General features: G+C 55.7%; 23 protein-coding genes. 13 read left to right on the top strand and 10 right to left on the bottom strand.

Annotated elements, in window-relative coordinates; all coding sequences use genetic code 11:
• The first annotated feature begins 45 nt into the window (after nucleotides 1–45).
• Together yghX and ROR01S_RS06280 are read left to right on the top strand one after the other, a co-directional pair.
• Nucleotides 46–933: a YghX family hydrolase gene (yghX, locus tag ROR01S_RS06285; RefSeq protein WP_004867695.1), complete on the top strand. Its 888-nt coding sequence runs from the start codon at nucleotides 46–48 to the stop codon at nucleotides 931–933.
• A gap of 78 nt (nucleotides 934–1,011) precedes the next feature.
• Nucleotides 1,012–1,299, top strand: coding sequence for a DUF2623 family protein (locus ROR01S_RS06280; protein WP_004867692.1), 288 nt, complete (start codon nucleotides 1,012–1,014; stop codon nucleotides 1,297–1,299).
• Nucleotides 1,300–1,333: 34 nt separating this feature from the next.
• Here the strand turns inward: ROR01S_RS06280 and yghU are convergent, their stop codons facing one another.
• Both yghU and ROR01S_RS06270 read right to left on the bottom strand, forming a co-directional pair.
• The gene (gene yghU, locus ROR01S_RS06275; RefSeq protein WP_004867689.1) at nucleotides 1,334–2,200 is read right to left on the bottom strand and encodes a glutathione-dependent disulfide-bond oxidoreductase; all 867 of its coding nucleotides are present in this window, start codon (nucleotides 2,198–2,200) and stop codon (nucleotides 1,334–1,336) included.
• Nucleotides 2,201–2,316: 116 nt separating this feature from the next.
• Entirely contained in the window at nucleotides 2,317–2,877 is a 561-nt protein-coding gene (locus ROR01S_RS06270; RefSeq protein WP_004867687.1) for a DsbA family protein, read from the bottom strand.
• 95 nt (nucleotides 2,878–2,972) lie between these two features.
• Here ROR01S_RS06270 and ROR01S_RS27685 point away from each other — a divergent pair, with 95 nt between their 5' ends.
• The 3 genes from ROR01S_RS27685 (at nucleotide 2,973) to ROR01S_RS06260 (ending at nucleotide 6,309) form a co-directional block, all read left to right on the top strand.
• Complete coding sequence (locus ROR01S_RS27685; RefSeq protein ID WP_308411950.1) at nucleotides 2,973–3,080, top strand: hypothetical protein; 108 nt, start codon at nucleotides 2,973–2,975, stop codon at nucleotides 3,078–3,080.
• A gap of 75 nt (nucleotides 3,081–3,155) precedes the next feature.
• On the top strand, nucleotides 3,156–5,027 hold the full coding sequence (gene gss / locus ROR01S_RS06265; protein WP_004867682.1) for a bifunctional glutathionylspermidine amidase/synthase: 1,872 nt from the start codon (nucleotides 3,156–3,158) through the stop codon (nucleotides 5,025–5,027).
• 100 nt (nucleotides 5,028–5,127) lie between these two features.
• Complete coding sequence (locus tag ROR01S_RS06260) at nucleotides 5,128–6,309, top strand: aminotransferase-like domain-containing protein (protein ID WP_015585711.1); 1,182 nt, start codon at nucleotides 5,128–5,130, stop codon at nucleotides 6,307–6,309.
• A 163-nt stretch (nucleotides 6,310–6,472) separates the two neighbouring features.
• On the opposite strand, the gene ROR01S_RS06255 is transcribed toward ROR01S_RS06260, so the two are convergent.
• The 4 genes from ROR01S_RS06255 to ROR01S_RS06240 all read right to left on the bottom strand — a co-directional run bounded on the left by ROR01S_RS06255 (nucleotide 6,473) and on the right by ROR01S_RS06240 (nucleotide 10,232).
• Nucleotides 6,473–6,661, bottom strand: a complete 189-nt coding sequence (locus ROR01S_RS06255; protein ID WP_004867674.1) for a hypothetical protein — start codon at nucleotides 6,659–6,661, stop codon at nucleotides 6,473–6,475.
• A 182-nt stretch (nucleotides 6,662–6,843) separates the two neighbouring features.
• Entirely contained in the window at nucleotides 6,844–7,176 is a 333-nt protein-coding gene (locus ROR01S_RS06250; RefSeq protein WP_004867671.1) for a hypothetical protein, read from the bottom strand.
• 134 nt (nucleotides 7,177–7,310) lie between these two features.
• Entirely contained in the window at nucleotides 7,311–8,693 is a 1,383-nt protein-coding gene (locus ROR01S_RS06245; RefSeq protein ID WP_004867669.1) for an aspartate aminotransferase family protein, read from the bottom strand.
• 48 nt (nucleotides 8,694–8,741) lie between these two features.
• Entirely contained in the window at nucleotides 8,742–10,232 is a 1,491-nt protein-coding gene (locus ROR01S_RS06240) for an aldehyde dehydrogenase (RefSeq protein ID WP_048023385.1), read from the bottom strand.
• A gap of 538 nt (nucleotides 10,233–10,770) precedes the next feature.
• Here ROR01S_RS06240 and ROR01S_RS06235 point away from each other — a divergent pair.
• The 5 genes from ROR01S_RS06235 to argE all read left to right on the top strand — a co-directional run bounded on the left by ROR01S_RS06235 (nucleotide 10,771) and on the right by argE (nucleotide 15,590).
• Nucleotides 10,771–11,700 (top strand): LysR family transcriptional regulator, encoded by a 930-nt coding sequence (locus ROR01S_RS06235; protein ID WP_032718254.1) that lies wholly within the window; start codon nucleotides 10,771–10,773, stop codon nucleotides 11,698–11,700.
• Nucleotides 11,701–12,044: 344 nt separating this feature from the next.
• Entirely contained in the window at nucleotides 12,045–13,310 is a 1,266-nt protein-coding gene (locus tag ROR01S_RS06230; protein ID WP_004867662.1) for a flavin-containing monooxygenase, read from the top strand.
• Between the two features lie 29 nt (nucleotides 13,311–13,339).
• A complete protein-coding gene (locus ROR01S_RS06225) occupies nucleotides 13,340–13,762 on the top strand; it encodes a RidA family protein (RefSeq protein WP_004867660.1) in 423 nt (140 codons plus the stop codon).
• Between the two features lie 9 nt (nucleotides 13,763–13,771).
• Nucleotides 13,772–14,446 carry a DUF1028 domain-containing protein gene (locus ROR01S_RS06220; protein ID WP_004867657.1) on the top strand — a complete coding sequence of 225 codons (675 nt, stop codon included), beginning with the start codon at nucleotides 13,772–13,774 and terminating at the stop codon, nucleotides 14,444–14,446.
• Nucleotides 14,439–15,590 (top strand): acetylornithine deacetylase, encoded by a 1,152-nt coding sequence (gene argE, locus ROR01S_RS06215; protein WP_004867651.1) that lies wholly within the window; start codon nucleotides 14,439–14,441, stop codon nucleotides 15,588–15,590. Before ROR01S_RS06220 ends, argE begins: the two co-directional genes overlap by 8 nt.
• A gap of 181 nt (nucleotides 15,591–15,771) precedes the next feature.
• Here the strand turns inward: argE and ROR01S_RS06210 are convergent, their stop codons facing one another.
• The gene (locus ROR01S_RS06210) at nucleotides 15,772–17,175 is read right to left on the bottom strand and encodes a purine-cytosine permease family protein (RefSeq protein WP_004867649.1); all 1,404 of its coding nucleotides are present in this window, start codon (nucleotides 17,173–17,175) and stop codon (nucleotides 15,772–15,774) included.
• Between the two features lie 677 nt (nucleotides 17,176–17,852).
• The gene (locus ROR01S_RS06205) at nucleotides 17,853–18,455 is read right to left on the bottom strand and encodes a short chain dehydrogenase (protein WP_004867646.1); all 603 of its coding nucleotides are present in this window, start codon (nucleotides 18,453–18,455) and stop codon (nucleotides 17,853–17,855) included.
• A 99-nt stretch (nucleotides 18,456–18,554) separates the two neighbouring features.
• Here ROR01S_RS06205 and ROR01S_RS06200 point away from each other — a divergent pair, with 99 nt between their 5' ends.
• Complete coding sequence (locus ROR01S_RS06200; RefSeq protein ID WP_064359211.1) at nucleotides 18,555–19,445, top strand: LysR substrate-binding domain-containing protein; 891 nt, start codon at nucleotides 18,555–18,557, stop codon at nucleotides 19,443–19,445.
• 216 nt (nucleotides 19,446–19,661) lie between these two features.
• On the opposite strand, the gene ROR01S_RS06195 is transcribed toward ROR01S_RS06200, so the two are convergent.
• Both ROR01S_RS06195 and ROR01S_RS06190 read right to left on the bottom strand, forming a co-directional pair.
• The gene (locus tag ROR01S_RS06195) at nucleotides 19,662–20,807 is read right to left on the bottom strand and encodes a trans-sulfuration enzyme family protein (RefSeq protein ID WP_064359210.1); all 1,146 of its coding nucleotides are present in this window, start codon (nucleotides 20,805–20,807) and stop codon (nucleotides 19,662–19,664) included.
• A gap of 9 nt (nucleotides 20,808–20,816) precedes the next feature.
• Nucleotides 20,817–22,193 (bottom strand): pyridoxal-phosphate dependent enzyme, encoded by a 1,377-nt coding sequence (locus tag ROR01S_RS06190; RefSeq protein WP_160873388.1) that lies wholly within the window; start codon nucleotides 22,191–22,193, stop codon nucleotides 20,817–20,819.
• Between the two features lie 539 nt (nucleotides 22,194–22,732).
• Here ROR01S_RS06190 and ROR01S_RS06185 point away from each other — a divergent pair.
• A complete protein-coding gene (locus ROR01S_RS06185) occupies nucleotides 22,733–23,389 on the top strand; it encodes an amino acid ABC transporter permease (RefSeq protein ID WP_004867630.1) in 657 nt (218 codons plus the stop codon).
• Nucleotides 23,367–24,134, top strand: coding sequence for an amino acid ABC transporter ATP-binding protein (locus tag ROR01S_RS06180; RefSeq protein ID WP_004867626.1), 768 nt, complete (start codon nucleotides 23,367–23,369; stop codon nucleotides 24,132–24,134). The genes ROR01S_RS06185 and ROR01S_RS06180 overlap by 23 nt, the downstream gene beginning before the upstream one ends.
• Nucleotides 24,135–24,159: the final 25 nt, after the last annotated feature.

Here is a 24,159-nt window from a genome sequence, read left to right as displayed (position 1 = left end):
CGCTTATGCTTTGCTTAAAGGGGGTTAATTTCCGGAGAAGAGATGATGACGCGACTGACGGCGAAAGATTTTCCGCAAGAGCTGCTGGAGTACTACGACTATTATGCGCACGGCAAAATCAGCAAGAGGGAGTTTTTACAACTGGCCGGGAAGTACGCCGTCGGTGGCATGACCGCCCTGGCGCTGTTTAATCTGCTGAAACCCAACTATGCGCTTGCCGGGCAGGTCTCGTTTACCGACCCGGATATTCATGCGGAATATATTCGCTATCCTTCTCCCGAGGGGCACGGAGAGGTGCGCGGGTATCTGGTGGCGCCGACGAAATCAAGCGTAAAACCGGCGTCGGTGATCGTCGTGCATGAGAATCGCGGGCTGAATCCCTATATCGAAGATGTCGCCCGGCGAGTGGCCAAAGCCGGTTACATCGCGCTGGCACCGGATGGCCTGAGTTCGGTGGGCGGCTATCCCGGCAATGACGACGAAGGGAGAGAGCTTCAGCAGAAAGTCGATCCGCAGAAACTGATGAACGACTTTTTTGCCGCCGTCGCCTTTATGGAAAAACATCCGCAGGCGAGCGGCAAAGTGGGAATAACCGGTTTTTGTTACGGCGGCGGTGTGTGTAATGCTGCCGCCGTGGCGATCCCGGAACTGGCCTGCGCAGTGCCGTTTTATGGCCGCCAGCCGCCGATCGCGGATGTCGATAAAATCCATGCGCCGCTGCTGCTGCACTATGCGGAGCTGGATAAGCCCATCACGGACGGCTGGCCCGCCTATGAACAGGCGCTGAAGGCGCAGCATAAAGTGTTCGAGGCCTATATCTATCCTCAGGTGAACCACGGTTTTCACAACGACTCTACGCCGCGTTATGACCGCGCCGCCGCTGAGCTCGCCTGGCAGCGAACGCTGGCGTGGTTTGCCAAATATCTCGGCTAAAAAGGGCGGAAATAGCGCTGGCACTCGCTCAAAAAATCGCTATATAATTTTATATATAACGATTGAGGGGGGAAAGCGATGGATAACCATTTTGGCAAAGGTTTAATGGCGGGACTGAAGGCTTCTCAGGCTGAAAGCGCCAGCAACGCAGCCGGTTTTTGCGCGGATTATAAACGTGGGTTCGTCCTCGGTTATTCTCAGCGTATGTTTGAAAAAACCGGCGATCGTCAGCTTAGCGCCTGGGAGGCCGGGATCCTCACCCGCCGCTATGGCCTGGACAGAAACATGGTCATGGATTTCTTCAGGGAAGGGCATTCCTGTACCGCCATGCGTTACTTTATGGCGGGATACCGGCTGGAAAGTTAACTACCGAAGGCCGAAGCCTCCGGTAGAGGAGGCGTTATGCCTGGCGTTTGTCTTCGGTCAGGGTATCGAAGTCGCTGGCGCTGTGGCGTTCATGCAGCTGCTCGTTAAGCGGGCCGTTGGTCCGGTTGACGATACGCCCGCGTTTGACTGCCGGACGATTGGCGATGTCCTGCGCCCAGCGCAGGACGTTTTTATAGCTGCCGGCGTCAAGGAATTCCGCGGCGTTATACACCCCACCGAGCACCACATTGCCGTACCACGGCCAGATAGCCATATCGGCGATAGTGTACTCTTCCCCGGAAACATAGCGATTGCGGGCGAGCTGTTTATCCAGCACGTCGAGCTGACGTTTGGCCTCCATCGTGAAGCGGTCAATCGCATACTCGATTTTCACCGGCGCATAGTTAAAGAAGTGGCCAAAACCGCCGCCGAGGAACGGGGCTGCGCCCTGTAACCAGAACAGCCAGTTAAGGGTTTCGGTCCGCCCGGCGGGATCTTTAGGCAGGAAGAAACCAAACTTCTCAGCGAGGTACAGCAGGATGCTGCCGGACTCAAATACGCGCGTCGGCGGGGTGGTGGAGTGGTCGCTCAGTGCGGGAATTTTTGAGTTGGGGTTTACCTCAACAAAACCGCTGGAGAACTGATCGCCTTCACCAATGCGAATCAGCCAGGCATCGTATTCCGCGCCGCTCACGCCGAGCGCCAGCAGCTCTTCCAGCAGGATGGTCACCTTCTGGCCGTTGGGCGTGCCCAGGGAGTAGAGCTGCAGCGGATGTGAGCCGACCGGTAGCGTTTTTTCATGGGTTGCGCCGGAGACGGGACGGTTGATGTTGGCGAACGCGCCGCCGTTGTTTTGCTTCCACTCCCACACTTTAGGTGGTTGGTAGTTATTCTCTGACATGAGGACCTGCCTTTTTAGTGAGCCGTTGAGGGAGTGTAGCAGGAGATACTAAGCAGGTTTAACAGTGTGAGGCTTATTGGCCCCGGCCAGCGTCGCGCAACCGGGGCGAGGAGGGCTCAGGCCATAATCCGCGCGGCCCATACGCTGATATCGTCGCTGCTGCCAAGGTCCGGCTGCACCAGACCGTTGACCATAAAGGTAGGCGAGACATGAATACCGTTCTGTCGCGCGTATTTGCAATGCCATTTAATTTCAGCCTGCAGCTCAGGGCGGGCGAAGGCCGTCGAGAGCAGAACCTGGCTATAGCGCTCAATGCGCTGGATTATCTGCTGTGGCGTGGTCTCCATATTCGGCCCGCTGCAATGGTCGGTAAATTCAAACTCTTCGCGATGGTCGGCGACGGCTTTTAACACCCTGTGCGCCTGCTCTCTGCCGTGCGGAAGCGTCGAGGCGGCAAGAATGCAGCGCACGATGACGCCGGAGAAAAGATGCCACGGCTGCGACTGCAGGCGAATCTTGATGGTCACATTATCCGCGCCGACTTCGTCCAGTAGCTCGTCGAGCTTATTGAACGCCCGGACGGAAAACGGGCAGGTTGGCTCAAGGAAAACCTCAAAAGTGCGTGGGCCGTGGCCCCAGACCAGCGGTTGAGCCTGCAGATGCGGTTGTGCGCTCATAATCAACTCCTGACGTTGTCTCATTCTTCGTTATGATTCCCTGAATCACCCGGCTGTTGTCGACGGCAAGGCAACCTGAACTATTTCGGGGAGATATTACAAATAACGATATCACTTTTACCCAAAGGCGCCGGGTTATTTTCCTGCCGGGCACGATCGCTGAATCCAATGAGTGGTATCATCATTTCACCTCTGTCTGGTAAGTGCCTGTGGCAGGATAAGAAGAGGGAGTTTTGTTCCGCCAACTGCCCGGGCTGCATTAATTTGAGGTCAGGCTAATGAGCAAAGGATCGACAAGTAGTGATGCCCCTTTTGGTACATTGTTGGGCTACGCGCCGGGGGGCGTAGCAATTTATTCATCGAATTACAGCAGTTTAAATCCGCGCGACTATCCGGATGACGCGACGTTCCGCAGTTATATCGGCAATGAGTATATGGGGCACAAATGGCAGTGCGTTGAATTTGCGCGCCGCTTTTTGTTTCTCACCTACGGCTTTGTCTTTACCGATGTCGGCATGGCCTATGAAATCTTCTCCCTGCGTTTTCTGCGTGAAGTGGTCAATGACAATATTCTGCCGCTGCAGGCTTTCGCAAACGGCGCCCGCCGTCCGCCGATGGCCGGCTCGCTGCTGATTTGGCAGAAAGGCGGTGAGTTCAAGCATACCGGCCATGTTGCGGTGATTACGCAGCTGGTAGGCAATAAGGTTCGCATCGCCGAGCAAAACGTGATTCACGCTCCGCTGCCGCAGGGCCAGCAATGGACTCGCGAATTAACGCTGGAAGTGAAAGACGGTTTCTACACCATCAAAGATACCTTTGCCGATACGGAAATATTAGGCTGGATGATTCAGACCGCCGATACCGAGCACAGCCTGCCGCAGCCGGTGCTGCCGGGTGAAGCGATGGCGATTCAGGGCGCGAGATTGCCGAATAAAGGTCAGTTCCGCGGTAACTGGCTGAACGAGAAAGATTCGCTGCAGAAAGCCTACGTGGCCGCCAACGGTCACTTCATCAATCAAGATCCCTATCAATACTTCACCATTACCGAAAGCGCCGAGCAGGAGCTGATCAAAGCGACCAACGAGCTGCATTTGATGTACCTGCACGCCACCGATAAGGTGATGAAAGATGACAATCTGCTGGCGCTGTTTGATATCCCTAAAATTCTCTGGCCGCGCCTGCGCCTGTCGTGGCAGCGACGCCGTCATCATATGATTACCGGCCGCATGGATTTCTGTATGGATGAGCGCGGGCTGAAGGTCTATGAATACAACGCCGACTCCGCCTCTTGTCATACCGAAGGCGGGCTGATCCTCGAACAGTGGTTGAAACAGGGCTACTACGGCAGCGGACACAACCCGGCGGAGAATCTGCTTGATGAGCTGGCGGGTGCCTGGAAACACAGCCGCGCCCGTCCTTTCGTGCATATCATGCAGGACAAGGATCTGGAGGAGAACTACCACGCGCTGTTCATCCAGCGCTCGCTCACGCAGGCGGGGTTTGAAAGTAAGATCCTCTTTGGCCTTGATGAATTGCACTGGGATGCCGCCGGGCAGCTGATCGACGGCGACGGGCGTCTGGTGAACTGCGTCTGGAAAACCTGGGCCTGGGAAACCGCCATCGAGCAGGTGCGTGAAGTCAGCGCCGATGAGTACGCCGCCGTGCCGATCCGTACCGGACATCCACAAAACGAGGTGCGGCTGATCGACGTACTGCTGCGTCCGGAAGTGCTGGTCTTCGAACCGCTGTGGACGGTGATCCCCGGTAACAAGGCCATTCTGCCGGTACTGTGGTCGCTGTTCCCGAACCACCGCTATTTGCTGGATACCGATTTTGTGGTCAACGAGGAGCTGGCGAAAACCGGTTACGCGGTGAAACCTATCTCTGGCCGCTGCGGCAACAACATCGATTTGATTGGTCCGAAAGACGAAGTGCTGGATAAAACCAGCGGGCAGTTTGTCGATCGTAAAAATATTTACCAGCAGCTCTGGTGCCTGCCGAAAGTGGATGGTAAATACATTCAGGTATGTACGTTTACCGTCGGCGGCAACTACGGCGGTACTTGTCTGCGCGGCGATGATTCGCTGGTGGTCAAAAAAGAGAGTGATATCGAACCGTTAATTGTGCTGAAAGACAGCGACGGCCGGTAGCCGGCAGCCCGGGCAGCGCCGTAAACGGCCTGTCCGGGCAACAAATCCTGCAAACACGATAAGTCACAAAGACAACAACAAGACAGAAAAGGAAAATAATATGCACGACAGGCGACTCGCCGTCCGCGCGGGTGAACTTAAGCCCTCCGCCGTCCGCGAACTTCTGAAGCACAGTAAACTGCCCGGCGTTATCTCTCTGGGCGGCGGGATCCCGGCTCCGGAGCTGTTTGATACCGAAGGTCTGAATCTGGCTGTGCAACAGGTGATGAGCGGGCGCTTCAACGATGCATTTCAGTATGGTTTGACCGAAGGCTACCCGCCGCTGCGTCAGGCCGTGAGCGAACTGTGTCAGGCGCGCGGCGTTGACTGCCAGGCCAGCCATGTTTATATCACCTCCGGTTCTCAGCAATCGTTAGATATTGTAGCCCGTACGCTGCTCGATCCGGGCGATGCGATTGTGGTTGAGCGCCCGACCTACCTGGCGGCGCTGCAGGTATTCCAGTTGGCGCAGGCCAATATTCTCAGCGTGGATACCGACGATAACGGGATGCTGGTCGAACAGCTGGCCGACCTGCTGGAAACGACCCGCGTCAAAGCGGTTTATCTGGTGCCCACCTTCGGCAACCCCGGCGGAAAAACCCTGAGCGAAGATCGCCGTCGCCGCCTGGTGGCGCTGGCGAAACAGCATGATTTTGTCATCATCGAAGATGACCCCTATGGCGAAATCAGCTTTACCGATGAAGTTCGCCGTCCGCTGTATCAGCACGCGGTTGAGCTGGGCTGTGAAGATCAGGTGGTCTACACCTCCACCTTCTCCAAAATTCTTGCGCCGGGGATGCGTATCGGCTGGATTGTGATGCCGGACTGGCTGGCGCAGCAGACAGTGATCGTTAAGCAGGCGGCGGATCTGCATACCAACATGCTGTCGCAGGTGATCACGGCGGAATATCTGGCGATGAATCGCCTGGATAACCAGATCGCGCTGATCCGTGAGGATTATCGTAAGAAGTGTGTGGCGCTGGCGGATGCGCTGGAGTCGCGACTCGGGGAGCACATTGCATTCAGCCGACCAAAAGGCGGGATGTTCCTGTGGGCTCACTTCCGCTATTCGTTCGATACCATGGAATGGATGAAGAAAACGCTGGCAAACGGCGTGGTGTTTGTCCCTGGCGAAGCGTTCTATCACGATAATCCGGATACCCGTACGCTGCGTCTGTCCTACTCTACGGTCTCGGAAGAGGGGCTGATGACGGCGGTGGAACGTCTGGCGAAATCGCTGTAGCGATATAAATAACTCCGCGCCGCCGGGCGGCACGGAGTGTTAATCTGGTTTAGTCGCTTTCGGCGATGCGGTCATCGAGCCAAATCAGCATCAGTGAGGAGAGAAATGCAACGCCGAGTGTGCCAATAAATAGCCACATAAAGAATACCTCAGAGGTTTTTTATTATTTTTCTGCTTTGACCGGTGAGTGCTTGTTTCTGTTGATCATCGTGACTTTAGTCGCGGACTGGGAGGTGGCGAGCGTGAAGAAATCATCAGCATCAATATCAAAATTCAGCACGATTTCCCTGTATTTCCCGCAGTGAATTAACTCTTTCGCTTCTTGCATACTACTTGCTGTTATTGTCGGCATCGTCTTATCTCGTGTGAAAACTGGTTAGCAAAGTAAGAGCTTGTGCATATCAGATCAACTCTTTTTTATCGCCGCCGGTAAGATCTGTTTTCCTTATTTTTAAAAGGGAAAAGCGCGGGCAGAATACCATTGCGGGACAGGGCCTCGCCATTGCCGTGCGGCCGGTGAATTCAAAAGAAGCGTTAACGCTGTTTTTCGCTCATCAGCTGGCGGCAGCGCTGCTGATCCTGAGCAATGCTCTCTTGTTCTTGTTGGCTGAGCTGCAGCCAGGTCTGACGCATACGTTCGCCAAGCGCCGGGATATAGTGGTTTTTGTGCAGCGCGTAATCGGCATTGCCGCCTTCGACAATATTTTCCATATCGCGCAGAAACGCCTGGCTATCCCGGTGGTCGATGACACAGAAAACCGAACGGTACCAGGCAATCTCTTCTTCGGAGTAGCGGGGCGTGAACCACCAGACAAGCAGCGCGATGAGCGCCAGCAGCGGAATGACAAAAGGTAATTTCTTCAGCATGGCGTGGTCAGGGAGAGGAAACAGGGGCGTAGTGTACCTGCTGCACAAACGGAATGTCATCCCGGAGGTCACTTTTACCTCCGGGCGAGCGGGTCAGGTGCCGTTAGCGCGGTTATTCGCTAACGGCAAAAGAGCTACAGCAGACCCACCTCTTTTGCGGTCCGATCGATAGCGCGTTTGGTCTTCTCGACCAGTTCATCCAGTTCGCTGTGGCTGGCAATCAGCGCGGGAGCCATAATCATACGCCCCAGGGTTGAGCGGATAATGACCCCCTCTTCAAAGCCGATAGTCCGGCAGCGCCAGGCCAGATCGTTTTCATTGGCAAAGCGTTTGCGGGTCGACTTATCTTCGGCGAACTGCAGAGCGGCCACGAGGCCTGCGCCCTGGATTTCACCAATCATCGGGTGGTGGCTAAACACCTCACGCAGCGTTTTTTGCAGATATGGGCCGGTGTCGTCACGTACGGTGGTGACCCGGTTTTCATCGCGCAGCGCTTTCAGGTTAGCAATGGCAACGGCCGCAGCGACGGGGTGGCCGGAATAGGTCAAACCGTGGGCAAATACGCCGCCTTTCTCAACCAGCACCTCGGCCATCCGTTTGCTCAGCACCAGGCCGCCCATCGGAACATAGCCGGAGGTCAGCCCTTTAGCGATGGAGAGCGTATCCGGTTCAAAGCCAAAATACTGGTGCGCAAACCATTCGCCGGTTCTGCCAAAGCCGCCAATCACCTCATCGGCGCACAGCAGCACGTCGTATTGGCGACAAATACGCTGAATCTCCGGCCAGTAGCTCTCCGGCGGGAAGATCATCCCGCCGGCGCCCTGGAACGGTTCGGCGATAAAGCCCGCGACGTTCTCCGCGCCGAGCTCGAGGATCTTCTCTTCCAGCTGGCGGGCGCAGCGCAGGCCAAACTCCTGCGGCGTCAGGTTGCCGCCGTGCATATACCAGTAGGGCTCATCAATATGCGCCACGTCGGGGATCATCCCCCCCATGGCGTGCATGGCTTTCATGCCCCCGAGCGCGCTGGCGGCGAGGGTAGAGCCGTGGTAGCCGTTCCAGCGGCCAATCATCACCTTTTTCTGCGGTTTACCGAGTATCTGCCAGTAGCGACGCACGGTGCGGATCAGCACTTCATTCGATTCAGAACCGGAGTTGGTGTAAATGGCGTGGCTGTAGTGCCCGGGCAGCAGGCTGAAAAGCAGTTCGGACAGCTCAATCACCGTCGGGTGCGTGGTGTGGAAGAACATATTGTAATAGGGCAGCTTCGCGAACTGCGCTGCCGCGGCATCGGCCAGATCCTGGCGGCTGTAGCCCAGCTGGGTACACCACAGTCCTGACATACCGTCCAGATACTTGTTGCCGTCATTGTCCCAGAGGTACAGGCCTTCGCCGCGTACCATGACGCGCGGTCCTTCAGCGTTCAGCGCTTTCTGGTCGAGAAACGCGTGGATATGGTGTGCGGCATCCCCGCTTTGATACTCGGTGGTGGATCGCGTCGGGTGAATAGGGTAAGTCATGTTATCTCTCCTGTAAGCGGAATCAGTGCAAGGCGAGGCCGCTGCCTGCTAGCGAAACTGGAACCAGGTCGTTTTAAGGGTGGTGAATTTGTCGAAGGCATGCAGCGACAAATCCCGACCAAAACCAGACTGTTTATTGCCGCCAAACGGCACGGTGACGTCCAGCGCATCCACGGTATTGACCGACACCGTGCCGGCGTTAAGCCGTCCGGCAACGCGGTGCGCGCGGTGCAGGTCGTCTGTCCAGATCGACGCGGCGAGGGCATAAATATGGTTATTAGCAAGCTGGATGGCCTGCTGTTCATCATCAAAGGGGATAGCGGCAAGCACCGGGCCGAAAATTTCATCTTTCCACAGCGACATCTCTTCGTTCACCCCATCCAGCAGCGTGGGCTGAACGTAGTTGGCGATCCCTTCAATCTCGACCTCACGGCCGCCGGTCAGCACGCGTGCACCTTCCTGTTGGGCCGAACGGATCGCGCGTATGACCTTTTGCGCATGCGCTGCGTTGACCATCGCGCCCATTTTAGCTGTCGGATCAAAGGGGTGAGACGGTGCCCAGGCTTCCATTTTGGCCTGTACCCGGGTGATAAAGTCGGCATAAATCGCGCGTTCTACCAGCAGCCGTGAGTTGGCGGAGCACACTTCGCCCTGGTTAAAACAGATACCGAAAGCGGCTTTCTCCGCCGCCAGGTCGAGATCCTGGCAGTCAGCAAAGACGATGTTGGCGCTTTTACCGCCGCACTCCAGCCAGACCTGTTTCAGGTTTGACTGCGCGGAGTAGGTCATGAAGGCCTTGCCGACCGCGGTCGAACCGGTAAAGGTGATGACATCAATATCGTTATGCAGCCCAAGCGCGGCGCCCGTTTCTGTGCCGAGACCGGTGACGACGTTCAGTACGCCTGGCGGGAGACCCGCCTCGAGCGCCAGTTCACCCAGACGCAGCGCCGAAAAAGGCGAATTTTCTGAGGGTTTGAGGATCACGCTGTTCCCGGCGGCCAGCGCCGGCCCGAGTTTCCAGCAGGCGAGATCGAGCGGAAAGTTCCACGGTACGATTGCCGCCACCACGCCGACCGCTTCACGAGTGAGGGTGGCGAGCGACCCTTTACGCGTGGGGGCGACCTCGGCGTAAATTTTATCGACGCTTTCGGCGTACCAGGCCATGACGTGCGCCGCGCCGGGAATATCCATATTCAGCGCATCGTTGACCGGTTTCCCCATGCTCGCACTTTCAAGCAGCGCCAGCTCTTCACGGTGTTCGAGAATCAGCGCGGAGAGCCTGAGCAGCACGGTTTTACGTTCCTGCGGCGGCAGACCGGACCAGACGCCGGAGGCGAAGCTGGCGCGGGATGATTTTACTGCAATATCAATATCGTCAGCTTGCAGCGCCGTCACCGCGGCGAGCACGCTATTGGTCGCCGGGTTGATGGCCGGGCAGACTTTACGGCTGATGGCGAGGTAGGGACGACCATCGACGATCGCGTGGCTGATAAAGCGTTGCTCCCGCAGTTTGTCCTGCCAGAAATTTCTATCACACATACCAGACATGCGCCTCTCCCTTGATATGTTGCTTGTTTGTTATTGATTTGTTGCTATTGATTCATGATGCAGGAGGAGGCAGCGACGAGAAAGGACTAAAAATCTAGGTAACCTCTATAAAAAACGTAGCTAGTCCCGGGGAGGGGATAATTCTCAGGGGCGCGCGGGGCGGTTATTTCTGTGACGGCATTCATAAAAATCACGCGGGTTATTTTTTAATGGTTTGTATTTAAAAGGATATTATTTTTATGCTTCGGTTTTTTGAGCACAGCTGCTGCTGTCTTTTAAATATATTAAATATTGTTTGATTTAATAACAGGTAATGAAAAAAAGATGAATGACCCTTATTCCTTGCGATCTGAGGCCGCGGGCCTGTCGTTGGCTCGCAGCTTTCCTGCGCTTTGTCTGTTAATTTTCTGTAAAAATACGACCCGCGTCGGATTGTTGATCTTTTTCCGCTGGCGGGGTTGCGGGCGACGGGGAGCATCGTTTAAAGCTATTTAGCTTATCTCTCTGAGAATAAAAAATAAGGTGTCCCATGCCCCATTTCACCCTGAAGCAGCTCAAATACTTTGTTGCCGTTGTCGAAGCAGAGAGTATTGCGGAAGCCTCCAGACAGTTACATATCGCCCAGCCGTCAATTTCCATTGCGGTGAAAACCCTGGAAGATATGTTTGAACAGCAGTTTTTTATTCGCCACCACGCGCAAGGGGTGTCGATGACCCCCAGCGGGCAACGCTTTTATGAAAAGGCGAAGGAGCTGCTGCGGCTTTCGTATCAGTTTGAGCAAAATTCAAAAGCGGATAATGAACTGGTCTCCGGCATTATTTCACTAGGCTGTTTTGAAACGGCGGCGCCGCTCTATTTACCTTCGCTGATTGCCGGATTTAAAAAGATCTATCCCGATATCACCCTCAAAATTTGCGATGGTGAGCAGCATGAAATTACGCACGGTCTGCACCGCGGGCGTTTCGATCTGGCGTTTCTCTACGATCTTGAGCTGGATACCGCGATTCACACCGAAAGCCTCAATGCACCGCAGAAGCCTTATGCTCTGCTGCCGGCACATCATCCGCTGGCGCAGCGAGCGACAGTGAAACTCTCCGAGCTCAATAACCTGCCGATGGTCCTGTTGGACGTGGTGCCAAGTCGAAACTATTTCATCAGTATTTTCAAAGATAAAGGGTATAACCCTCAGGTTGCCTACAGCTCGCCGTCTATTGAGATGGTGCGCTGCATGGTCGGCCAGGGGCTGGGTTTTTCCGTGCTGGTAACCCGCCCGGTTTCCGACATGACCTACGATGGCCAGCAGGTGCGCTGCGTGGAAATTCAGGACGAGATGGCGAACTCCACGCTGGTGATGGCGCACCTGCGCAGTAGCGAGCCGACCAAACCGACTAAACTGTTTATGGAATATTGTCGCCATGCGGTACTCAGCCCGGCGGACATTGATGCGCGGGTGGCGTAAATTCAGCGAAGAATAAGAGACGGCTCGTACTATTGCGGGCCGGGTCACTCTCTGACGGTGATATTAAATATAAAAAAACGAGTCTCTGAATATATTTTTTATAGGCTTGATGGCTTGCGATTTCTTTTTTATGAATAATTGGCTGCTCGCCGGATTATCTTTTGCCGTTAATCTCCCGCAAATAATACTTTTATTCATTAGATTCAAGATGCTGCGCTCTGCATCACTATTTTATTCTCAGGTTCTAAATTTATAATAATTTACCTGCTTGTTACGGTTTATTAACCTCGGTCCTGCGCAGTGGTTTATTCCTGGCGATTGAACACCATTCGAAGGACACATTTATGACCGTAGAAAAAACGAACATTGATACGTTGATTGTTGGCGGGGGTCAGGCCGGTATTGCCATGAGTGAGCATCTGACGAAGCTGGGGATCTCACATCTGGTTATCGAGAAAAACCGCATCGCTGAAGCCTGGCGAAGCGGGCGTTGGGACTCGCTGGTGGCGAATGGTCCGGCGTGGCACGACCGTTTCCCGGGGATGGAATTTAAAGGGGGGAATCCCGATAGCTTCATTCCCAAAGACGATGTGGCGGAATACTTTGAAGATTACGTCAGGGCCTTCAATCTGCCGGTGCGTACCGGCGTTGAAGTTAAAAGCGCGGTTCGCAACAGCGGACGACCGGGGTTTACCATTGAGACCACGGAGGGCGTTATTGAAGCCCAGCGTATTGTTGCCGCGACCGGGCCGTTTCAAAAACCGGTTATTCCACCGATTGCGCCAAAAGAGAGCAGCCTTCATCAAATCCACTCCGCCCGATACTACAACCCGCAGCAGCTTCCTGAGGGCGCCGTGCTGGTCGTTGGCGCGGGCTCTTCCGGCGTGCAAATTGCCGACGAGCTTCAGCGTGCCGGCCGCCGGGTCTATTTATCCGTCGGCGCGCATGACCGCCCGCCGCGCGCATATCGCAACCGGGACTTCTGCTGGTGGCTGGGGGTGCTGGGCATGTGGGACGCCCCCGCCAGCGCGCCGGGCAAAGAGCATGTCACTATCGCAGTCAGCGGCGCCCATGGCGGGCACACCGTGGACTTCCGCGAGTTGGCGCATCGCGGCATCACCCTGGTCGGGCTGACGAAAGCCTTTGAATCCGGGATGGCGACCTTCCAGCCGGATCTGTGCGACAACATTCGTCGCGGGGATGAGAACTACCTGGCGCTGCTGGATGCCGCAGATGCCTACATCGCGGCCAATGGCCTGGATCTACCGGAAGAACCTGCCGCCCGCGAGTTTTTACCTGATCCGCCGTGCATGACTTCGCCGATCCTCTCCCTGAATCTCGCGGAGGCGGGGATCGCCACCATTATCTGGGCGACCGGCTACGCGGTGGATTACAGCTGGCTCAACGTGAATGCTTTTAATGAGCAACGCCGTCCGCAGCATCAACGCGGCGTCTCCAGCGAACCCGGGGTCTATTTTCTCGGATTGCCGTGGCTGTCGCGCCGGGGGTCAACCTTCATCTGGGGCGTCTGGCATGACGCAAAACACATTGCTGACCATATTGCCACTCAGCGTAAGTACAGCCAGTACCAGGCCGCCGATCGGCGCTGAACGTTCGCCCACTAAACAGGATAAACAAGATGCCAACGCATACCCGTATTCGCATGTTTAATACCAAAGAGACTTACCCTAATCAGAGCCTGGATAACGATTTATGCCAGGCGGTTCGCGCCGGGAATACCGTCTACGTGCGCGGTCAGGTGGGAACCGATTTTGCCGGTAACCTGGTCGGATTGGGCGACCCGCAGGCTCAGGCCGAGCAGGCGATGAAAAACGTCAAACAGCTGCTGGAAGAGGCCGGAAGCGACCTGTCGCACATCGTGAAAACCACGACCTATATCATTGACCCACGTTATCGTGAGCCGGTGTATCAGGAGGTGGGTAAATGGCTGAAGGGGGTGTTCCCGATCTCCACGGGGCTGGTGATTTCAGCGCTGGCGCAGCCGCAATGGCTGATGGAGATCGATGTGATTGCCGTCATTCCCGATGATTTCGTGAAGTAAGGAGCGACGATGACCTTTTCTATCGCAGCATATTGCCCGGAAAGCGGGCAGTTTGGTATTGCGCTCAGCTCCTCCAGCATTGCCGTCGGCGCCCGCTGTCCCTGGCTACAGGCCGGGGTGGGGGCGGTATCCAGTCAGAACATCACGTTACCGGCGCTGGGTCAGCTGGCGTTAGCGCAACTGGAACAGGGATTCGCGCCGGACATCGCGTTGCGCAGGGCGCTGGCGGAGGACGATTTTAGCCGCTACCGGCAGATCATCGCCATCGACGCCAACGGACAAACCGCCGCCTTCAGCGGCGATAAAACCCTTGGTATTTATCATGTTGCCGAAGGAGAAAACTGCATTGCCGCTGGAAATATGCTGGCCAGCACGGCGGTTATTGAGGCAATGGTGACGGGTTTTCAGCAGAGCGAAGGCGAAATGGCGCTGCGCCTGCTGGCCGCGCTACAGGCCGGTCTGGCCTGCGGCGGTGAAGCCGGCCCGGTTCACTCTGCGGCGGTGAAGGTTGTGGATGACTATTCGTGGCCGCTGGTGGATTTGCGTATTGACTGGAGCGAGGAGGATCCCATTGGCGAGCTGGCCGCGCTCTGGCAGGCCTATGAGCCGCAGATGCAGGCCTATATCACGCGCGCGCTCGACCCGCGGGAGGCCCCCAGTTACGGAGTACCGGGCGATGAATAATGAGGTGAAGTCGATACTGGCAACGCTGCTGGCTTTTGATACCACCAGTCGCGAATCCAATCTCGAGATGATCGATTACATAAACCGCTTTCTGAGCGGTTTTGGCATTGAATGCCGGCTGTTCTACGATGACGACGGCAAAAAAGCCAATCTTTACGCCCGCCTGGGGCCGCCGGGGCCGGGGGGCGTAATGCTCTCCGGCCATACCGATGTGGTTCCGGTTGACGGCCAGCGCTGGACGGTCCCTCCTTTTGCACTCACCCTCCGCGATGGCCTGTGCTACGGGCGCGGCAGCACCGACATGAAGGGCTTTATCGCCTGCGTGCTGGCCTCTGTTCCCGCCTTCCTCGCACAGCCGTTAAGCATGCCTCTGCACCTGGCCTTTTCCTATGATGAGGAGGTGGGATGTCTCGGCGTCCGCAGTCTGGTGAACCATCTTAAAGCCTCAAAGGATAAGCCCGCCCTGTGCATTATCGGTGAGCCGACGGAGATGCGCCCGGTCTACGGCCATAAAGGTAAACTAGCCATGCGCTGCCATATTCACGGTAAGGCCTGCCATTCGGCCTATGCCCCCGATGGTGTGAATGCCATTGAGTATGCGGCGAAGCTGATTACCCGCTTAGGCGTACTGGGTGAAAAGCTGGCGCTCAGGCAGGATGCGCGTTTCGACCCGCCGTACAGTACCGTTCAGGTGGGGCTGATTACGGGTGGCGCGGCGCTCAATATTGTGCCTGAGCGCTGCCAGTTCGATTTTGAAATCCGCCATTTGCCGGATGTGTCGCTCGACGAGACGCTCACCGGGCTGCAGGCGTATGCCAACGATGAACTGGTGCAGGCGATGCGCGCGGTGGCGGCGGAGGCAACGATCCGCTTTCAGCCGCTCAGCCAGTATCCCGGTCTGCTGAGCGATCCGCAGTCGGCCTTTGCCGGTTGGCTGGCGCAATGGGCGGGAAATGATACCTTCTCCACCGTCGCCTTTGGCACGGAAGGTGGGCTGTTTGACGAAGCGGGCGTGGCAACGCTGATTTGTGGGCCGGGAAGTATGGAGCAGGGACACAAGCCGGATGAATTTATTGCTCTGAGCCAGCTGGATCAATGTCTGGCGATGCTGGATAACCTGCGCCACTGGATGGCGGCCTCCTGAATCTTTTGCGCCCGGACCCGGGCGCATTTCCGCAATCCTCTTTTCCCGCATTTTTTCCGTTATCTCTTTTCGCTGCGGCCGTTCTTTATTTCGCCGCGGTCTTTTCCTGTTGCCCGCGGCGGAATAAAAAAAGCTCCGGAACCTGTCCGGAGCTAAATGATGACTGAGGGAATATATTGCTTTAAATTTTCTCTTTCGCAAAGGCCATCTTTTTGACCGTCTTCGCTCTGGAGAGGTAATAATAGACAGGAGAAACGACCAGCAAACCAATAATCCATGATAAATCTGCCCCGCCAAATGACAGCGCAACAGGTCCGGTATAGATCGCCGTCGACATAAACGGCACTTCCACGGCGATTCCCAGTAAATAGCAGAAAATAGCCGTGGCATTAAAATAACCGTAGATTCCGCCATCGCGTTTAAAGAAGGACTCAACCTCATATTCGCCATGGGCGACCAGGTAGTAATCCACCAGATTAATCGCCGTCCACGGCACCAGCACATATAATAGCACGGTAATAAAGTTGGTGTAGATTAATAAAAAGTTTTCCTGACCATAGATCGCCAGTGATATTTCGAGAATCATCGTGAGGATGGCGGTGATTATTCTGGCGCGGGCCATCGGCGACCAGCCATCAATAAAAGTCTGGCCCAGGGTCAAGGTGCAGAGAACTCCGCAGTACAACATCATGGAGTTTGTGGCGGCGATCCCCAGCGCCAGTACCACAATGACTACGGCGCCCATTCCGCCGGTTAGATCGATAATGCCCTGAATAATATCATCATTACTAATACAGACAGCCACCAGCACGCCGAGGACCATCGGCAGGTAGGAGCCTAAAATGCAGCCAAAATAGCTGGCATAAAAAACGCTTTTATCGTTGGTGCTGTAGGGCATATAGCGTGAATAGTCAGAGACATAGGGGGCATAGGCCAGCTGCCACAGCGCCGCAATGGATACCGCGCCGAGGAAGCCAACCTTGTTGAAGCCGCCGCGATCGAGGAAATCGACCGGCAGGCCGTGCACAAACACGATCCACAGAAATGTGGCAGCCAGCACAATACCGGAAATCCACGACATAATTCTGGCGTAGGAGTGGATGATTTTATAGCCAAAGATGGTGGCGAATAAACTGAGTGCCCCGACGACAATAATCCCGACGTCGGAGTTCATCGGCTTATAGATAGCGTGCATTGACTGCCCGCCTAATACCAGGCTGGAGGCAGTAAATCCGATATACATTAATACCACGATCGATACTACCAGTACCGAGCCGTAGGAGCCAAACTGCCCCTTAGTTTGCACCATTTGCGGCACGCCGAGCCTCGGGCCCTGCGCCGAATGCAATGCCATAAAAAGACCGCCAACCAGGCTGCCGATAAGCAGGGCAATAACGGACCAGAAAAAAGAAAGGTGGAAAATGGTCACCGACATGGCACCGGTGATCACGGTTAATAACATGATATTCGAGCCGAACCAAATGGTAAAAAGATCGCCGGGTTTACCGTGCCGCATATTAAGAGGAATAGGTCTTATAGTATTACTTTCGAGGTTTTCAACGTGAACGGATTGAGGTTTAGTCATGGTGCTCTCTCATCACTGTAGGGCTAAATCAGCGTTAGATGGATATTCCAATGAGGAGTACAGCTAATCTACTCATCATAACATTTCGTTTACTATTGTCACAATCTCGTATCATTTTGGAAATTATTAAAAATGTCGAACGTCGATATAAAAAAAATGCTTTACCTGCATCCGCCATCCTGAATCAACGCGCTGAATAAACCGTCAAATCTATTTTTTAGCGATTTATGCTGCTTTAATTGGGATTTAATAATTAACCCGCTGGAAGGCTATTTTCAGGCAGATAAAACTCCGTGGCGGTGGCCATTGCCTGGAATGATTGGTTGTACCGTCGAATGAGAAAGGCCTGATAAATATGTGGAAAAGCGATCGTGCCAATATTAAGCAATGATATTTATACGGGAATACCACTTACACCCTGTAAATCAGTCTGTTACACCATGGTGTGCGATGATTGAGGTGTTGAAAGGATGGCGAAACGGAATATATTGTGCGCAGCACTGCACCATGAAGTGCATTTATCGGGAGTGTGCAGTAGATCAATATTTACAACACGGAGTGTTCTCTTTTCTCTTTATCTTGTCGTGAATGTCGCTGCTGGAAACGGCCGTCATCCCCGGCTATTACACCGGGGATGACGGCCTCTGCCCGGGCAGAGGCTGACGGTGCTCTCGCGGTCAGTAGCCTACGGTGTACACCCGGCCGCTCTGTATCCCTTCCACGCTGCGGCGATAGGCCTGGGCAACGGCGGCGGCAGGGACGCTGGCGAAGCCGGGGAAGAAACCGTCATACGCGGCGAGCGACTCCGTTAATACGGTGGGGCTTATCAGGTTGATACGGATCCCGCGCGGTAGTTCGCAGGCGGCGGCGCGGACAAAGCCCTCCAGCCCGGCATTCACCGTTGTGGCGTTGACGCCCTGGGCAATCGGTTCATGGGCCACAATGCCGCTGATAAGCGTAATCGAACCGCCTTCATTGAGATAATGCTGCCCGGTTAGCGCCAGGCGGATTTGCCCCAGCAGTTTGTCCTGCAGGCCCTGGTTGAAATCCCGGTCCGTCATGGACGCCAGCGGGCCAAAGAACAGATTGCCGGTGGCCGAGACAATCGCATCGACCCGGCCGACAGTTTCAAACAGGGCTTCGACGCTCGGCTGAGAGGTGATATCCACCTGAAGATCGCCCTGAGTGCGACCTACGCGAATGACTTGATGTTGACGGCTCAGTTCTTCGGCGACGGCGCGCCCGACGGTACCGCTGGCACCAATAACGACGATTTTCATGGCTGACTCCTGATCGGTTGTGAGCCTCTATTCTTTAATGAAACAGTTATCGGATAAACTGGCTAAAAGTTAGATGATTACTAACCAGAGGTTTGTAATATGGATAAGCTACGCGGAATGGAGACATTTATTGCCGTGGTGGAGTGCGGCAGTTTTACCGACGCGGCATCGCGGCTGGAGATGTCGGCGGTGATGGTCGGCAAATATATCGCCCTGACGGAGCGAGAGCTGGGCACCCGACTGCTTGAGCGCAACACCCGGCGCCAGAGTCTGACCGATGCCGGGCGCGTCTATTATGAAGAGGCCAAACGGGTACTTGAACAGGTTGCGATTGCCGAAAGCTCGGTCGAACGATTGCGACTGGCGCCGGCCGGGACGCTGCGCATCAGCGCGCCGACCTCTTTTGGCGCCTGCGTGATTGCGCCGCTGACCGCCTCCTTTTTACAGGGGTGGCCGGATGTTCGCATCGAACTGGATCTGACTAACCGGATGGTCGATCTCGTCAATGAGGGCTTCGATCTGGCGATCCGTATTGGTGATATTCACCACACCGATCTGGTGGCGAAATATCTCTGTCCATATCGGATGGTGATTTGCGCCGCGCCCGCTTACCTGGCTCGTCACGGCACGCCAGTCGTACCGGCGGATTTGGTCGATCACCTTTGCCTGTCCCATACGGTGTGGACGGCGCGTAATGAGTGGACATTGCCGGGGGCGCAAGACGCGGTGCGCTGGAAGCGCGATGCGATTCTGCGCTGCAATGATGGTTACGGCCTGCGCATGGCGGCGATAGCCGGCGCCGGGCTGCTGCTCCAGCCTGAGGTCTTACTGAGCGAGGCGCTGGCCAGCGGCAAACTGGTGCGCGTGCTGGAGGCCTATACCCCGCATCCGCGCCCGGTACATTTACTCTGGCGGCAGGATCTTCGCCCGCTGCCGAAGCTGACCCGCTTCGTAGAGCATGTGCTGAAAGAGGGAAAAGGCTATTTATGAACGACGGTTAGCGGGCCGGCTATTTTAAGGTCGTTCGGGCGAACGCTGGCGCACCCGCGTGCGGCCTGTCAGGATTCCGTAGACCCGCGCCACAAAACGTTCCTTCTCCTAAACCACCGTTGACAGACATCGGCATACATCAGGCAAATCCACACTACGCCATGAAAATCTGCTGGCCTGCCGTGACCAGCATGATTCCGGCGGCGGATTTCTTGTTCAGTCACGTAATGCGTGCTGCCAGTCGGCGATCAGATCCTGCGGATCTTCAATCCCGACGGAGAGACGGATCAACTGAGGCGTGATGCCATTGGCCAGCCGTTGTTCCAGCGGAATTGAAGCATGGGTCATGCTGAACGGTTGGCTGACCAGGCTCTCCACGCCCCCCAGACTCTCTGCCAGAGTAAACAGCTTCAACCTGCTGATGACCTGCTGCGCATAGATATCATCGCCTTTCACCACCACTGAAATCATCCCGCCCGGCAGCGCCATCTGCCGGCGCGCCAGCTGATGATGGGGATGCGATGCCAGCCACGGGAACCAGACTTTTTCCACCTGCGGCTGCTGTTCAAGCCATTCGGCGAGGGCCAGCGCATTGCTGCTGTGACGTTCCATACGCAGCGCGAGAGTCCGGATACCGCGAAGCGTCAGGAAGCTGCTGAACGGGTCAAGTACGCCGCCCAGCGCATTTTGCAGATAGCCCAGCTTCTCCGCCAGTTCGCGATTGTCACCGACGACCGCCAGCCTGGCGACAACGTCGGAGTGGCCGTTCAGGTATTTGGTCGCCGAATGGACCACGATATCGAAGCCCAGCTCGAGGGGGCGGTGGATGACCGGCGAAGCAAAGGTGTTATCGGTGACGCTGATAATATTGTGCCGACGGGCAATCGCCGCGATAGCGCTGAGATCCGCCAGCTTCAGCAGCGGGTTGGTCGGGGTTTCAACCCAGATCATGCGTGTATCCGGCTGGATAGCGGCTTCAAGAGCGACCAGATCGTCGGGTTTGACCCAGCTTACCCGCAGCCCCGCGCTGTGACGGCGGACGTTCTCAAGCAGGCGCCAGGTCCCGCCGTAGACATCATCGACGGCCACCAGATGGCTGTCTTTATCCAGCAGCTCAAGGACGGTGGAAATCGCTGCCAGCCCTGAAGCAAACGCGTAGCCGCGGCTGCCGCTCTCCAGCTCGGCAATCGCCGTCTCCAGCGCGTGGCGGGTCGGGTTGCCGCTGCGTGAATACTCATAGCCGGTATGCTGCCCCGGCGCGGGTTGGGCAAAGGTGGAGGTGGCGTAAATCGGCGGCATAACGGCGCCGTGCCCATCGTTAAAGACGCCGCTGTGTACGCTCAATGTATGTAAATTTTTCATCTTTCATCCTTAGTGTTCAAGTCGGTTGCGCCAGGTCGTCAGCACATCGCTGCGGGTGATGAGACCCAAAAAGCGTTCGTTGTCAGCGATAACGGCCACCAGGCCGCGATCGAAAATGGCTTTCAGTGCGCTTTCCGGCGCGTGTCTATCCAGCGTTTCTACGTTGCGGGTCATCGCCTCGCCAACGGGCAGTGAAAAGCGTCGGCTGTCGCCCTTGACGTGGCTGATCAGATCCCACTCATCGACGATGCCGACGACGCGGCCGTTTTCCAGCACCGGCAGCTGCGAAATGTCATACAGACGCATGCGCGCGAGAATGGCGGCGAGGGTGTCGTCCGGAGCGGCGGTAACGGTAGCCCCTTCATCGTGGCGTAGGGCGATAAAATCGGTTAAATCGCCGCGGGTCGGCCGGCTCAGTAGGCCCTGCTGACGCATCCAGTCGTCGTTAAACATTTTGGAGAGGTATTTGTTGCCGCTGTCGCAGGCGAAGGTGACCACGCGTTTAGCACTGGTCTGCGCCCGGCAATAGCGCAGCGCGGCGCTCAGTAAGGTGCCCGTTGACGAACCGGCAAGCACCCCCTCGGTTTGTAAAAGCTGTCTGGCGGTGGCGAACGCTTCGCCATCGCTGATGCGATAGGCCGTTCGGACGCCATCCAGATGGGCCAACGGCGGGATAAAATCTTCGCCAATCCCTTCGACCAGCCAGGAGCCTGTTTCACCGTAGCGCCCGGTTTCAACCTGGTCGGCAAGGATCGAGCCCGCCGGGTCAGCAAGAATAAATTGGGTTTTTGGTGAATGTCTGGCAAACCAGGCCTGCAGGCCGCCGAGGGTTCCCCCGGAGCCGACGCCGACGACGATGGCGTCGATATCGCCGTCCAGCTGATCGTATATTTCGGGCGCGGTAGTGGTGGCGTGCGCCAGCGGGTTGGCTTCGTTATTGAACTGGTCAATATAGAACGCGCCCGGGGTTTCCTCCGCCAGGCGGCGCGCATAATCCTGATAATAGGCGGGGTGGCCCTTATTCACATCCGAGCGGGTGAGGAGCACTTTGGCTCCCAGGGCGCGGAGATGGAAAATTTTCTCCCGGCTCATTTTGTCGGGAACCACCAGCGTCAGGGCGTAATTTTTTTGTGCGGCGATAAGCGCCAGTCCCAGACCGGTGTTACCCGCCGTCGCTTCAATAATGGTACCGCCGGGTTTTAATTTACCCAGCCGTTCCGCCTCGTTGATCATCGACAGCGCGACGCGGTCTTTGATCGACCCGCCGGGGTTCTGGTTTTCCAGCTTTAAAAACAGGCTGCAGGGGCCGGTATCCAGCTTATGCAGTTGAAGCAGGGGAGTGTGCCCAATAAGGTCGCTAATGGAGTGAAAGACTGACATAACTATTTGCCCATTCGTATCGAGATATTTGAATGGTAGGTCTGCAAAATTGGTATTTTAAAGAATATTTGTCCGGCATTAAGAGCGAAATGGAATATAAGATGCTTTTTAGCCGTCCGGAGGGAAAGCCTGTTAGCCGCCTGGGCGTGTTGATTTCCAGATAAGGTCTTTTTTGCCGTGTTTTTCACCGAATTATCGCTTTTCCGGCGGCGCTTATCTTTATTTCGGCAAAGGATTGTCGAAAATATTCCATAGGCTGACAGGCATTGTTATGGCTGGTTAATATTATTTTCGCCAGCTGCGCTAATTCACCGGCAGCATCAGCGACGTGCCGCAGGTGCGGCAGCAAGAAGTCGCGGTCGGGCCGCGCAAAGCACAAAGTCGGCTATTTAATGCCGGTATTGATACATGCTGAGGCGATGTTCTGCATGATAAGCTCTTTTAATAAGCTGCTCCCCGGAAAGGGCAGTAATAAAAAGTGCTGGTTTGCAAAAAGGTGATATGTGCCGGAATTTATTTCATTAGCAATAAGCTCGTTTTGGCCGATGCTCTATGCCGGGCTGGTTTTTACTATCCCCATTACGTTAATTTCATTTTCCCTCGGTCTGCTGCTGGGGTTTATCGTCGCGTTGATTCGTTTATATGGCCCGGCGCCGTTGAAAAGCGTGGTGCGTTTTTATGTCTGGATTATCCGCGGCACGCCTTTGCTGGTGCAGCTGTTTCTGATTTTTTACGCCCTGCCCAGCGTCGGGATCACCCTTGATGCCTTTCCGGCCGCGGTTATCGGCTTTACCCTGAACGTCGGCGCCTTTACCTCGGAGGTGATCAGGGCGACGCTGCTGTCGGTCGCCAAAGGGCAGTGGGAGGCCGCGCATTCTATTGGCATGAGCTGGGGGCAATCGCTGCGTTATATTATTCTGCCGCAGGCGGCGAGAGTGGCGGTGCCGCCGCTGTCGAACACCTTTATTTCCTTAGTTAAGGATACCTCGCTGGCCTCGGTAATTACCGTGCCGGAGCTGTTTTTAGCCGCCCAGCGTATTGCCGCCGTCACCTATCAGCCGCTGATTCTGTATAGCGAAGCGGCTCTGCTCTATTTATTAATTAGTTCGGTCTTATCATATTTACAGTCCCGGCTGGAATTACGTTTAGAAAGAAATACGCTGGTAAAGGAAGAACATCATGATAACGCTGTCCGGACTTGAAAAGAGTTTCTCCCGCCAGAAGGTGCTGCATGATATTTCACTAACGATTCCTGAGGGCAGCGTGACGGCGCTGATTGGCCCATCTGGCAGCGGCAAAAGTACATTATTACGCTGCATTAATTTACTGGAAATCGCGCAGGCCGGGAAATTAACGATTGGTAATGAGGAGATTATTTTTTCTCCCGCCGCGGCGCCAAAAAGAAAAGACGTTCGGCGTATTTGCCAGCAAACCGGCATGGTCTTTCAGAACTTCCAGTTATTTCCGCATCTGTCGGTGCTGGAAAATATTATGCAGGGGCTGGTGGTGGTGCAGAAATGGCCCCGTGAGCGGGCGAGGGCGCGGGCGGAAGCGCTGCTGGCCAAAGTCGGGCTGGCGCACAAACGCCATGCCTGGCCGGCGATGCTCTCCGGCGGCCAGCAGCAGCGGGTCGCCATTGCCCGGGCGATGGCCCCCTCGCCGAAAGTGCTGCTTTGCGATGAACCGACCTCGGCGCTGGATCCTGAGCTATCCCAGGAAGTGATTGCCGTTTTGCGCCAGCTGGCGCAGGAGGGAACGACGATGCTGATGGCGACCCACGATCTTCGGCTGGCGGCAAATATTGCCAGCCAGGTGGTGTTCCTCGAATCCGGCCAGATTGTGGAGAGCGGGACTTCGCGGGACATTTTTACCCGGGCAAAGAAAACGCGTACGCAGCTTTTTATTTCCACGCTGACTGAGACGTTTCCCGATTCCTGGGAAATTTAAAAAAATAATCCGGCAATTCAGATTA

This window comes from Klebsiella ornithinolytica NBRC 105727 = ATCC 31898 (assembly GCF_001598295.1).
GTDB classification, from domain to species: Bacteria; Pseudomonadota; Gammaproteobacteria; order Enterobacterales; family Enterobacteriaceae; genus Klebsiella; species Klebsiella ornithinolytica.
Note: the sequence above shows the minus strand (reverse complement) of the source record. Positions and strands in the feature narration are given on the sequence as shown.

Bases quoted from the DNA above. Each gene is read 5' to 3' on its own strand.
- yghX (WP_004867695.1), top strand. From the start codon at position 46: ATGACGCGACTGACGGCGAAAGATTTTCCGCAAGAGCTGCTGGAGTAC.
- ROR01S_RS06280 (WP_004867692.1), top strand. From the start codon at position 1,012: ATGGATAACCATTTTGGCAAAGGTTTAATGGCGGGACTGAAGGCTTCT.
- yghU (WP_004867689.1), bottom strand. From the start codon at position 2,200: ATGTCAGAGAATAACTACCAACCACCTAAAGTGTGGGAGTGGAAGCAA.
- ROR01S_RS06270 (WP_004867687.1), bottom strand. From the start codon at position 2,877: ATGAGCGCACAACCGCATCTGCAGGCTCAACCGCTGGTCTGGGGCCAC.
- gss (WP_004867682.1), top strand. From the start codon at position 3,156: ATGAGCAAAGGATCGACAAGTAGTGATGCCCCTTTTGGTACATTGTTG.
- ROR01S_RS06260 (WP_015585711.1), top strand. From the start codon at position 5,128: ATGCACGACAGGCGACTCGCCGTCCGCGCGGGTGAACTTAAGCCCTCC.
- ROR01S_RS06255 (WP_004867674.1), bottom strand. From the start codon at position 6,661: ATGCCGACAATAACAGCAAGTAGTATGCAAGAAGCGAAAGAGTTAATT.
- ROR01S_RS06250 (WP_004867671.1), bottom strand. From the start codon at position 7,176: ATGCTGAAGAAATTACCTTTTGTCATTCCGCTGCTGGCGCTCATCGCG.
- ROR01S_RS06245 (WP_004867669.1), bottom strand. From the start codon at position 8,693: ATGACTTACCCTATTCACCCGACGCGATCCACCACCGAGTATCAAAGC.
- ROR01S_RS06240 (WP_048023385.1), bottom strand. From the start codon at position 10,232: ATGTGTGATAGAAATTTCTGGCAGGACAAACTGCGGGAGCAACGCTTT.
- ROR01S_RS06235 (WP_032718254.1), top strand. From the start codon at position 10,771: ATGCCCCATTTCACCCTGAAGCAGCTCAAATACTTTGTTGCCGTTGTC.
- ROR01S_RS06230 (WP_004867662.1), top strand. From the start codon at position 12,045: ATGACCGTAGAAAAAACGAACATTGATACGTTGATTGTTGGCGGGGGT.
- ROR01S_RS06225 (WP_004867660.1), top strand. From the start codon at position 13,340: ATGCCAACGCATACCCGTATTCGCATGTTTAATACCAAAGAGACTTAC.
- ROR01S_RS06220 (WP_004867657.1), top strand. From the start codon at position 13,772: ATGACCTTTTCTATCGCAGCATATTGCCCGGAAAGCGGGCAGTTTGGT.
- argE (WP_004867651.1), top strand. From the start codon at position 14,439: ATGAATAATGAGGTGAAGTCGATACTGGCAACGCTGCTGGCTTTTGAT.
- ROR01S_RS06210 (WP_004867649.1), bottom strand. From the start codon at position 17,175: ATGACTAAACCTCAATCCGTTCACGTTGAAAACCTCGAAAGTAATACT.
- ROR01S_RS06205 (WP_004867646.1), bottom strand. From the start codon at position 18,455: ATGAAAATCGTCGTTATTGGTGCCAGCGGTACCGTCGGGCGCGCCGTC.
- ROR01S_RS06200 (WP_064359211.1), top strand. From the start codon at position 18,555: ATGGATAAGCTACGCGGAATGGAGACATTTATTGCCGTGGTGGAGTGC.
- ROR01S_RS06195 (WP_064359210.1), bottom strand. From the start codon at position 20,807: ATGAAAAATTTACATACATTGAGCGTACACAGCGGCGTCTTTAACGAT.
- ROR01S_RS06185 (WP_004867630.1), top strand. From the start codon at position 22,733: ATGCTCTATGCCGGGCTGGTTTTTACTATCCCCATTACGTTAATTTCA.
- ROR01S_RS06180 (WP_004867626.1), top strand. From the start codon at position 23,367: ATGATAACGCTGTCCGGACTTGAAAAGAGTTTCTCCCGCCAGAAGGTG.